General features: G+C 43.6%; 10 protein-coding genes. 5 read left to right on the top strand and 5 right to left on the bottom strand.

Features of this window, described 5'->3' with window-relative positions:
• Positions 1-117 (bottom strand): Tn3 family transposase (locus NH454_RS22425; protein WP_189773573.1); only part of this gene is annotated, 117 nt, incomplete at its 3' end.
• 283 nt (positions 118-400) lie between these two features.
• On the opposite strand from NH454_RS22425, the gene umuC reads away from it, so the two are divergent.
• A complete protein-coding gene (umuC, locus tag NH454_RS04710) occupies positions 401-1,573 on the top strand; it encodes a translesion error-prone DNA polymerase V subunit UmuC (protein WP_001142611.1) in 1,173 nt (390 codons plus the stop codon).
• A 10-nt stretch (positions 1,574-1,583) separates the two neighbouring features.
• On the opposite strand, the gene mobI is transcribed toward umuC, so the two are convergent.
• Positions 1,584-2,027 (bottom strand): conjugative transfer protein MobI(A/C), encoded by a 444-nt coding sequence (gene mobI, locus NH454_RS04705; RefSeq protein ID WP_000348526.1) that lies wholly within the window; start codon positions 2,025-2,027, stop codon positions 1,584-1,586.
• A 464-nt stretch (positions 2,028-2,491) separates the two neighbouring features.
• Here mobI and NH454_RS04700 point away from each other — a divergent pair, with 464 nt between their 5' ends.
• From NH454_RS04700 to NH454_RS04690, 3 genes are read left to right on the top strand one after another with little or no spacing between them, the layout of a single operon-like run.
• Positions 2,492-3,466, top strand: a complete 975-nt coding sequence (locus NH454_RS04700; RefSeq protein WP_000497805.1) for a ParM/StbA family protein — start codon at positions 2,492-2,494, stop codon at positions 3,464-3,466.
• 2 nt (positions 3,467-3,468) lie between these two features.
• Entirely contained in the window at positions 3,469-3,738 is a 270-nt protein-coding gene (locus NH454_RS04695; RefSeq protein ID WP_001267005.1) for a hypothetical protein, read from the top strand.
• Position 3,739: 1 nt separating this feature from the next.
• Positions 3,740-4,981 (top strand): integrase family protein, encoded by a 1,242-nt coding sequence (locus NH454_RS04690; protein WP_024015921.1) that lies wholly within the window; start codon positions 3,740-3,742, stop codon positions 4,979-4,981.
• Between the two features lie 16 nt (positions 4,982-4,997).
• On the opposite strand, the gene NH454_RS04685 is transcribed toward NH454_RS04690, so the two are convergent.
• Complete coding sequence (locus NH454_RS04685; RefSeq protein WP_000127614.1) at positions 4,998-5,192, bottom strand: DNA-binding protein; 195 nt, start codon at positions 5,190-5,192, stop codon at positions 4,998-5,000.
• A 918-nt stretch (positions 5,193-6,110) separates the two neighbouring features.
• Here NH454_RS04685 and NH454_RS04680 point away from each other — a divergent pair.
• A complete protein-coding gene (locus tag NH454_RS04680) occupies positions 6,111-8,765 on the top strand; it encodes a hybrid sensor histidine kinase/response regulator (protein WP_235403593.1) in 2,655 nt (884 codons plus the stop codon).
• Here NH454_RS04680 and rimI read toward each other — a convergent pair whose 3' ends face one another.
• The gene (gene rimI, locus NH454_RS04675) at positions 8,766-9,212 is read right to left on the bottom strand and encodes a ribosomal protein S18-alanine N-acetyltransferase (protein WP_171040450.1); all 447 of its coding nucleotides are present in this window, start codon (positions 9,210-9,212) and stop codon (positions 8,766-8,768) included.
• A complete protein-coding gene (locus NH454_RS04670) occupies positions 9,199-9,501 on the bottom strand; it encodes a hypothetical protein (RefSeq protein WP_135925943.1) in 303 nt (100 codons plus the stop codon). The genes rimI and NH454_RS04670 overlap by 14 nt, the downstream gene beginning before the upstream one ends.
• Positions 9,502-9,504: the final 3 nt, after the last annotated feature.

Raw genomic sequence — 9,504 nt, 5'->3', positions numbered from 1 at the left:
GGTACCATGCGTATCGGTCGATAAGGTATTAGGCTGTATATCTGAAGAGTTGTTATAGAGTAAGTCAAAAGCAAAGTGACCTTCATATTCGTTAGCGCCAATGACTTGCGTACTCACCGGAACATGACGTGGTCAACCAAAATTGACCAACCCAGTTAAGCTACTTTTTTCAATTTCTTCATGTCCGCCTCATATTGATTTGAAATTTCCATACTTTATCTAATTCATGTTTTTCTAAATTAGCTAAAATGCAACTCAGAAATGTCCAGAAGTGAGTTGTGTGGTGTCGAGTGGAGATTGTACGATTAAGCCCCTAAGTAATTAGTCCGTCAGTCTCCCTCGGTAATCAAATTAGTACATCTTAGCGATCAAATTGGTAAAAAATTAGACATGTAGATGAATGCCCACCTTAAAAAATAGACAGCGGGTTGGGCTGGGTGATTTTTCTGGTGTTAGACGCCAGCAACCCATGCGGCAGAATGGTTGCTCACTTACTCGTCTATTTTTAGCGGGAATTCTTAGCCAACTGTATGAGCTGTATGCGGATTTAAGCAGTCGAGTGATGCGCACTTTGGAGGAGATGGCACCACGAGTAGAGGTTTACTCCATTGACGAAGCGTTTTTGGACTTAACCGGTATTGAGTCTGCCATATCTCTTGTCGAGTTCGGACAACAAGTGCGAGAGCGCATAGGCCACTGGATTGGGATCACCGTCTGTGTAGGCATTGCACCGACTAAAACACTCGCCAAACTGGCAAACCATGCCGCTAAAAAGTATCCAGCCACTCAGGGCGTTGTAGACCTGACCAATCCAGAACGGCAACGTCGATTGCTCGCATTAGTTCCGGTTGATGATGTTTGGGGCGTTGGTAGACGGCTTTCTAAGCGTTTAAATGCGTTGGGTATCACCACAGCCTTAGATCTCGCCAATGCCTCTCCTAGAGCCATCAGAGACCAGTTTTCGGTGGTTTTAGAAAGAACCGTCAGAGAGCTCAATGGTGAGTCGTGCATTGAACTTGAAGAGATCCCGCCAACTAAGAAGCAAATCGTCTGTAGCCGTTCATTTGGCGCAAAAGTAACGCAATTTGAATTGTTACGTGAGGCCGTATGCGAATACGCAACCCGCGCCACTGAGAAGCTACGCAAAGAACAGCAGCAAGCCAAAGTGATGACCGTGTTTATACGAACCAGCCCCTTTAAGGACAACGAGCCGCAGTACAGCAATTCCGCATCCGGTGAGTTACTGATCCCCAGTTGCGATACGCGGGATTTTATCGAGCTGGCCAATCACTTACTCAAGCGAATTTGGAAGGATGGTTTTCGTTATGCCAAAGCGGGCGTCATGCTGTCTGACTTTTACGATCCTGGCATGTTTCAACCAGGACTATTCGATGACGTATCGACCCGCGCTAATAGCCAGCAGTTAATGTCTGTATTGGACACCATTAACCAAAGCGGTGCCGGAAAGGTTTTCTTTGCTGGACAAGGTACGAAGAAAGATTGGTCGATGAAGCGAGAGCATTTGTCTCCCGCTTATACAACACGCTGGGACCAGTTACCACGAGTGAAGTAGCGCAGTTGACTCAATATGCATTCACTCTGCGACGCAGCATGTTGAGCTTATCAACCTGGCGTCGAATATCACTGAAGAATTCTTCTTTCTCCATGGCCAGCGCTAACTCCCATTCTTTGGCTAGACCTTGGCAGTCCAAAAATGCGTATCTCAGCTTCGTCTTTGATATACGCAGCCCCTTGCTAAAGACTACGCGCTTGCCTCGTTGACCGTGAAAACTGTTGATGTACCACTCTATGCCAAAGCCATACTTAAAGTCTCTGATACGGACACCAAGCAGACCCCAGTCTTTAAAGGGCTCATTCTCTCGAACCTTGTAATGGGTAACCCAAAAGTCATCAACTTCAGCTCGTGCCAGCGCTTTTAGCCTGTCTGTTTCTTGCTGAAGTAAATCTGATACCTCTGCTTTCCATTGTTCATTGACGATTTCTACCAAACCAATTTCCCCATCCAATTAACCCCAAAAGCCAAAACCACTATCCGTTTGGCTTTTGGATCGAAACGCCAAACGTAAAACTGCCGTAACAATCACTGTTTGGCGTCTCGATATAAATCAACTCGCGCAATCCCATACCTGACAAGGGATACAGCCCGATTTCACTTAAAAACGCCTAAAACGACGTATCGTCATGAAGATACAAACCGTTTGGCGAGTTCAGGCCAGAATGCAAACGACGTTTGGCGTCTCGATTTTTTTGACTAGGTCATCCGCCGCCAAACAGAGCCTATTCTCATACTTTTGCGAAAATGCAACAGGCAGATAGATGAAAGGATTTGTCACCTTTCTGCCCACCGCCAGTGCACCGAATCCTGATAATGACATTTGAGTGAACCGCCAGAGCACTTGGAAATGCCCAAGCGTGGCCAGTGCGGTTGATTGAAAACCGTTAGAGCACTTTGAGTGCACAGGAGATAAGTATGTTTGTACTAGGCGTAGATATCGGTTACTCAAACCTGAAGCTGGCAATTGGCCAATCAGGCAGTGAACCGAAAACCATTATTCTGCCTGCGGGTGCCGGTCCTGCGGATCGTATGCCAGAGCGTATCGGTGGAGGCGATGATGAAACTTGTTTGTATGTGTCAGTCGATAATGAGCGCTGGGCCGCTGGTGTTCCTGCTGGACGCCTTCAAGGCTGGGAACGAGAGCTTCACCCGGAATATCCCACCACAAAAACCTATAAGGCACTTTTTCATGCCGCCTTGTTAATGGCTGAAACAGAATCCATCGATTTGGTTGTCACTGGATTACCGGTTTCCCAGTTTCATGAACCACAACGTAAATCTGACCTTGTGAAGCGCCTAAAAGGTGTCCATCAAGTGACGCCTAAACGCAGCATCACCGTTCATGACGTCAAAGTGCTGCCGCAGCCTGCCGGTGCCTATATGGATCTAGTTCAAACAGGTGGTGATTTGGGCTTGATTGAAGAAGGTCGCGTCGTCGTCATCGATCCCGGCTTTTTTTCTGTTGACTGGGTTGCCCTTGAGGCCGGAGAAATTCGCTACAGCTCATCAGGAACCAGTCTTCAGGCAATGTCCGTGCTACTGGAAACCATTGATAAGCTGATTTCAGAAGATCACGGTGCCAAAGTCGGAATGGATCGACTTGAAAAAGCCATGAGAACTGGCGACTTACAGGTCCTGCTATTTGGAGAAAAAGTCGATATTTCACCTTATCTGAATGCTGCCATGAAAAAGGTAGCGCCTGTTGCTCTTACAGCCATGCGCCAATCCATGCGTGACGAAAGCATCAATGCGGACTTGGTATTGATCGCCGGAGGTGGAGCCATGGCTTATAAGGAAGCGGCCAAGGAGATTTTTTCACGAAGCAAGATAATCGTGCCGGAACAGTCTGTTTTGGCGAACGTCCGAGGCTTCTGGTTTTATGGGGCCTGATTATGAGAGTTGTCGTCAACATTCCCCCAGGGAGCCACCCTGAACTGCTCAAAGAATTGGAAAAGACGCCACCACGGGAACGCGCTGAGCGTCTGCGGATGCTGGCCACCTTTGGGTTAATTCACATGAGCCAACCCAATCTATCCACGACATCTGCACCGGTGGATGGCCATGCACCAGATGGTGACGTTACTTCCATGAGTACAGCGCCAGAACCCAAAGCAGAATCACGTAAACAATCATTAAAATCCAAACTAGGGCTGGGCTTATAACATGGCGTTATCAGTTAGCTGGCTCGATGCCAGGTTAAATAAAGAAGCAAAAGAAACCGTAGTAAAAGCCGACCGAGATGGGCTAAGTGCTCGGGTATCGCCCAAGGGCAAAATTGTTTTTCAGTTTCGTTATCGTTTCGATGGCAAGCAACAGCGGGTAGACATTGGTACTTACCCACTTATGAAGCTTGCTGAAGCTAGGAATGAGCTGGATAGGTTAAGGGCGGTACTCGACCAGGGCAGAAACCCCAAGCTCTACCTACAGCAGGAACGGGCCAAGTATTCTGCCAATCAAAGCTTCGAATCGATTTTTCGAGACTGGATAGACTCTGCCGGTAAGCAAGGGCTAAAGGAGAAAACGTGGCACTACCAAAAACGCAGCAGTGAAATATATTTGCTGCCCCGACTTGGCAAGTACCCATTAACTGACATCAATGAATTGTCCTTGCGAAACTGTCTTCGTGAGGTTTCGGAGTCGTCCCCTTCAAACACAGAACGTCTGGTGTCTGTGCTGCACAAGTTTTATGACTGGCTGATTGATGAACAAATTTTGGAAATTAACGCTGCCGCTGGGATCACAGCAAAAAAGGTTGGCGGTAAGAAAGGCAAACGAACTCGGGTGCTAAATGACAACGAGATCAGGATACTTTGGCGCTATTTGCATGAGTCAAAAATCACTGAGAAGAATCGCATCTACATAAAACTGCTTCTCTTATTGGGAGGGCGCAAGGGCGAACTCATTCAAGCTGAAAAGCATCACTTTGACTTGCAATCTGCAATGTGGACAGTGCCCATAGAGATCCGCAAACAAGGTGAGAAAATTGGAGCGCCGATCATGCGGCCATTGATTAAGCCAGCTATTGAGCTGATTGAACTGGCGATGCAGATGAGCAAATCAACCTACTTGTTTCCCGCGAACGGACAAGAAGAGCTTGCCACAAATGGCTTTGATACCACTATTCCTAACAATGTGAAAATTTGGGCTCGCAGGTCGCTTAGTGTCGAGATGGAACATTGGTCTATGCATGATCTTCGCAGAACTATGCGAACGCGAATGTCGGCCATCACGACGCAAGAAGTTGCCGAGTTGATGATTGGCCACAGCAAAAAAGGGTTGGATGCTATCTACAACCAATATCAGTACCTGGATGAAATGCGTCATGCTTACGACGTTTGGTATCAACAGCTAGAGACCATCATCGAGCCGACAGGCTTTCCGTTCAACTGGCGTTTCGGACAATAAAATAAAAGAAAGAGGCTCAGTCCTCTTTCTTCTCATACTCCTCCAAATCTTCAATGTGCCACAGCTTGTTTCGTGTATTTCGGTTGATACGAGGTTGCGGCAAGCTGCCATCTTTTATTCTTCGCCAGAGCGTCGTATAGCTAATGTGGTAACGAGCCATCACTTCGTAAGATGTTAGAAAAGGGGTTACCTGGTGCGCTACTGCTGTCATCTGCATTCTCCTGAAAATCAATGTAAAGCTATCATCGCCTGATTCATCACTTGTTGATGGTCAGAAAGATGCATGATTTGTTCAGAAGATCAGCCTTATCGAAACACGAATGTTGCTATTAGGTACTTTTCAGCTCAAACCTATGAATAACAAGGGCTACAAGGCGGTTTGTGTCATGAATAGCAATCAACACGCCTAACGAGAAAAATTTGTACACACTGTTTGTACACTCGCAACAATGACACATCAAAAACCACAATGACGAACCCTTTAAATTCATAAACTTATAAACAAAAAACTAGAGATGATCGCATTTATTCCGCTTTTGTAATGTCGAAACCAAAGTACCAAAAGCAGGAAGTACTTTCTTCATCAAACCCAGTAAACACAAGGCCTACAGCCAGATTTGTGTCATGGAATTTTCACCAAAGGCCTCTAAAACGGAATTTGTACTCAAGTTTGTACACACTTTCCGAGGTTACGCTTGAACATCATTGAAAAGCAAAGAAACGAGAAAAAGACAAAAAGCCTTTAAATTCAGTACGTAGAGATGTGATTGTGGTGTGCAATGAAAGGTGGTTTTAAGCGTTGAAAGGCTGGGCGGCATCAGGGTGCGAGATGATCGCAAAGGTGCGTCGTTTATTAATTTCGGTAGTTAAATTAGACATGTAAGCTGCTTTTAGTCATAACAAAGCGCACTTAACTGCCTTATAAATTATAAAGCTCGGTGCGCACTGTAAAAATAAAATAGAATTGCCGAGTATTATACCTTGTTTGTCTTAGCCAAAAAAGCAGCGATTGTAAGTAATTATTCACCTTGGGTTAGGGATTTTCGTTGTTCACTTTTTTGCTAAGCTTGTGTAATCAAGTTGTAACGCATACTATGGATAAATTGCACGGAGGATATTAATTTAGGTCATGAAAACCAGTAAGCTCAGTATTCGATTATTATGGTATATCACCCCATTAGTGATTTTACCTTTGTTGTTTTTAGGTGGCTTTACCTTAACCAATGTGACCAATTCAACAAAAAAACAAGCTGAGCTGATTGTGAGTCGCTTTGTTGAACAACAACAACAGAAGATCTTCAACTACATAGACTCGTTTCATTCTATTACGCGTTTATTATCAACGTCTCCAGTACTTGCCGACTTTTTGTCTCGAGAGCCGGGCTCTAAAAATCAATATATCGAGCGACTTGGCGAATTAATGAATGTATTTGCCAGTTATTCAGAAGCTTACCCAGATATAATTAGTATTAATTATGTTGCCCCAGACGGCAGAAGTGATGCTTTTTATTCAAGCCAATTGACCCCAGCGCCAAAGAGCTACCCGTTTTTCAAACAAGTACTCAAATCAAACCTGCGTCAACAGCAATTTATGATCCCCAAAGAAGACGGTTCGACCAGCCTCTATTTTGTGCATCCAATTTATAACATTGATTACTACCTAAAACAGCCTCAGCAGCTTGGCTTTATTGTGGTACATGTTGAGCCATCTATTTTAAACGCCAGTATTTTAGAAGCCCCATTTAATAACACCCTAAATTTATTCTTAACGACTAAAGGGCAAATTTTATTTAGCTCTGATTATGACCTGCGCGGCAATTACTTAAGTGAATATGAGCTCGAGCAAATAAAGAGATTAGCTGATTACGGAAAACTGGCCGATATTGAATTATCAAGTATCGATAAAGAAGAGCGAATTATCTACGCTGTGCAAATGACGGACGGCGACTATTTGGTTTCAACAACTCCCAAAGATTTACTCTATCAGTCAGGTAAAGCAATTAGCTTAATAACTGCACTGATTGTAATTATTTCAGTGATCTCGTTACCTATTTTAATTTATATCGTTGTTCGTAATTTACTGTTAACCCCTGTCGAATTATTAGGTGCTGCGAGTCACCGAGTAGGTGATGGTGACTTATCAGTTTATTTACCTGCGCATACTAACGATGAAGTAGGTGTCTTATTTAACGATTTTAATCACATGGTAAATCAAATTCGTGACTACCAAGATGAACTCGAAGAGTACAAACACCACCTTGAAGAAAAAGTAGAAAGCCGAACTAAAGCGCTTGAAGCTATGAATAACAAACTTGAAGTGGCTATTGCCCAAGCTGAACAAGCAAACCAATTAAAGAGCCGCTTTTTAGCAAATATGAGCCATGAAATTCGCACCCCACTTACCGCAATCATGGGTTTTACTGAGCAACTGCTACACAACAAAGATGCGGTGAATGATGAGCAGCATTTAAGTACAATTTTGCGAAACTCTAAACACCTTTTAGAGCTCATAAATAACATTCTCGATTTATCTAAAATTGAAGCAGAAAAACTGGCTGTCGAACGAAGCCCTTGCTCGGTTGTTCAATTAATTCATGATATTGATTCAATCATTCGTCCATTAGCGAATCAAAAGCAACTGCAGTTTAATATTAATTACAACTTACCAATTCCTCAAAGCATTAACAGTGATACCACACGCTTAAAACAAATATTAATAAACATTGCTAGCAATGCCGTTAAATTTACTGAGCAAGGCTTTATCTCGCTTGATATTCACTATAACGATGAGCGACAGCTATTAGAATTTGTCATTGAAGATACCGGAATTGGTATGTCTGAGCGTGAAGTTGAGCGAGTATTTAAACCGTTCGAACAAGCCGATGCCACAACAACTCGTCGATTTGGTGGAACGGGCCTAGGTTTATGTATTTCAAAGAACTTGGCCCAGCTATTAGGGGGAGATGTAAAGCTTGTCAGCGAGCTAGGTAAAGGTAGTAGCTTTACCGTGCAAGTGGCCTGTCATTTAAACCCTGAACAATTACAACGTAATGCGTTTATTCACAACTATGAACAACTGTCTCCGGGTTCAGATACACAATTATCCTTCGCAGAAAATAGTTTTGATGCTCATATTTTAGTGGCTGAGGATAATCCAGATAATCAATTATTGATAAAACTATTGCTACAAACTTGGGGGCTCGAGCCTGACATTGCGAAAAACGGCGCTGAAGCCGTAGAAATGGCTCTGGTTAATGACTATCAGTTGATTATCATGGATATGCAAATGCCAGTAATGGGTGGATTAGAAGCAACGCAAATGCTCCGTCATGCTGCATACGATGGCCCTATCATAGCCTTAACAGCAAACGTTATGAAAAATGACGTTGATACTTATTTAGAAGCTGGTTGCGATGAGGCGCTGGCTAAACCAATCGATAAACACGCTCTCGAGAAAGTACTAGTTAGCTACTTAAATATTGAAAAAGACAGTCAAAATAAATGGGAAAACTTACTGAAAAGTGAGAAATTCCAACAGATCAATGATAACTACCGTTCTAAACTGCCTGATTATTTAAGCCAAGTAGTACGACTGTATCGTGCAAAAGAGTGGGAGGCATTACGCTCTCTTGCACACAGTATTAAAGGCAGCGCTGGGTGTTTTAGTTTTGAAGAAATCCACAAAACGGCAGGTCAACTAGAAACGGCATTGAGCACGAACCAAATGGCACAAGTTGCAGACTGTTATGAAGCACTCATTAGTGCTCTAAAAGAGGCCGCTTAACTAAAGCCTTAAAGTTAGCCCCATCAAAATAGCATCTTCATTACCTGTCGCAGTTGGGTAGTAATTTTTACGCACTGACATTGAGCTAAAGCCTGCACTCTCGTACAAACCAATTGCAGGTTTGTTTGATTCTCGCACTTCTAAAAATAAGTTCTCTGCTTGGTATTGCTCACCATGCTCAATAAATGCATTTAATAATTGTTTTGCAATACCCTGCCCTTGATACGCTGGCGCTACACAAATATCCATTAGAGTAAAGTCAGGCCCTGCTTGTTCACCGATGTAAAAGCCAAGCATTTCATCATCACTAAAGGCTGCAAGGTTAAAATAGCGACCAGCTAAACACGACAGCATGGTCTTTTCTGTCCACGGATGACTATGACAGGCATTTTCAATAGCCATTAACTGGCTAATATAGGTTGCATCTACAGGTTTAAAGCTTATCAAGTTGTTCACCAATTAAAGACCAAAGTTGTTTCTTCTGCTCAGCTGTGAGCTTCTCACTCGGCAAGGCTAAACAGCCATCCTGCCAGCTAATATTCTCAGCTTTTACTACCTGTGTGATCACTATTGGAGCAAACGCTTTTTCAAGATCTTGATGTAGCTGCAGTGGAAGTACTAAAGGTGCTTGTGCTGTTACAGTGACTTGTTCATCCTGAGTTTCAGGCACAGTTCGATAATGTTGTTTTAACTCGAGTGATTGTACAGAGAATATCGCAGCGTAACTTGGATTCATAAC

The sequence above is a fragment of the Pseudoalteromonas sp. Ps84H-4 genome (assembly GCF_024124645.1).
GTDB classification, from domain to species: domain Bacteria; phylum Pseudomonadota; class Gammaproteobacteria; order Enterobacterales; family Alteromonadaceae; genus Pseudoalteromonas; species Pseudoalteromonas lipolytica_C.
Note: the sequence above shows the minus strand (reverse complement) of the source record. Positions and strands in the feature narration are given on the sequence as shown.

Bases quoted from the DNA above. Each gene is read 5' to 3' on its own strand.
- umuC (WP_001142611.1), top strand. From the start codon at position 401: ATGCCCACCTTAAAAAATAGACAGCGGGTTGGGCTGGGTGATTTTTCT.
- NH454_RS04700 (WP_000497805.1), top strand. From the start codon at position 2,492: ATGTTTGTACTAGGCGTAGATATCGGTTACTCAAACCTGAAGCTGGCA.
- NH454_RS04695 (WP_001267005.1), top strand. From the start codon at position 3,469: ATGAGAGTTGTCGTCAACATTCCCCCAGGGAGCCACCCTGAACTGCTC.
- NH454_RS04690 (WP_024015921.1), top strand. From the start codon at position 3,740: ATGGCGTTATCAGTTAGCTGGCTCGATGCCAGGTTAAATAAAGAAGCA.
- NH454_RS04685 (WP_000127614.1), bottom strand. From the start codon at position 5,192: ATGACAGCAGTAGCGCACCAGGTAACCCCTTTTCTAACATCTTACGAA.
- NH454_RS04680 (WP_235403593.1), top strand. From the start codon at position 6,111: ATGAAAACCAGTAAGCTCAGTATTCGATTATTATGGTATATCACCCCA.
- NH454_RS04670 (WP_135925943.1), bottom strand. From the start codon at position 9,501: ATGAATCCAAGTTACGCTGCGATATTCTCTGTACAATCACTCGAGTTA.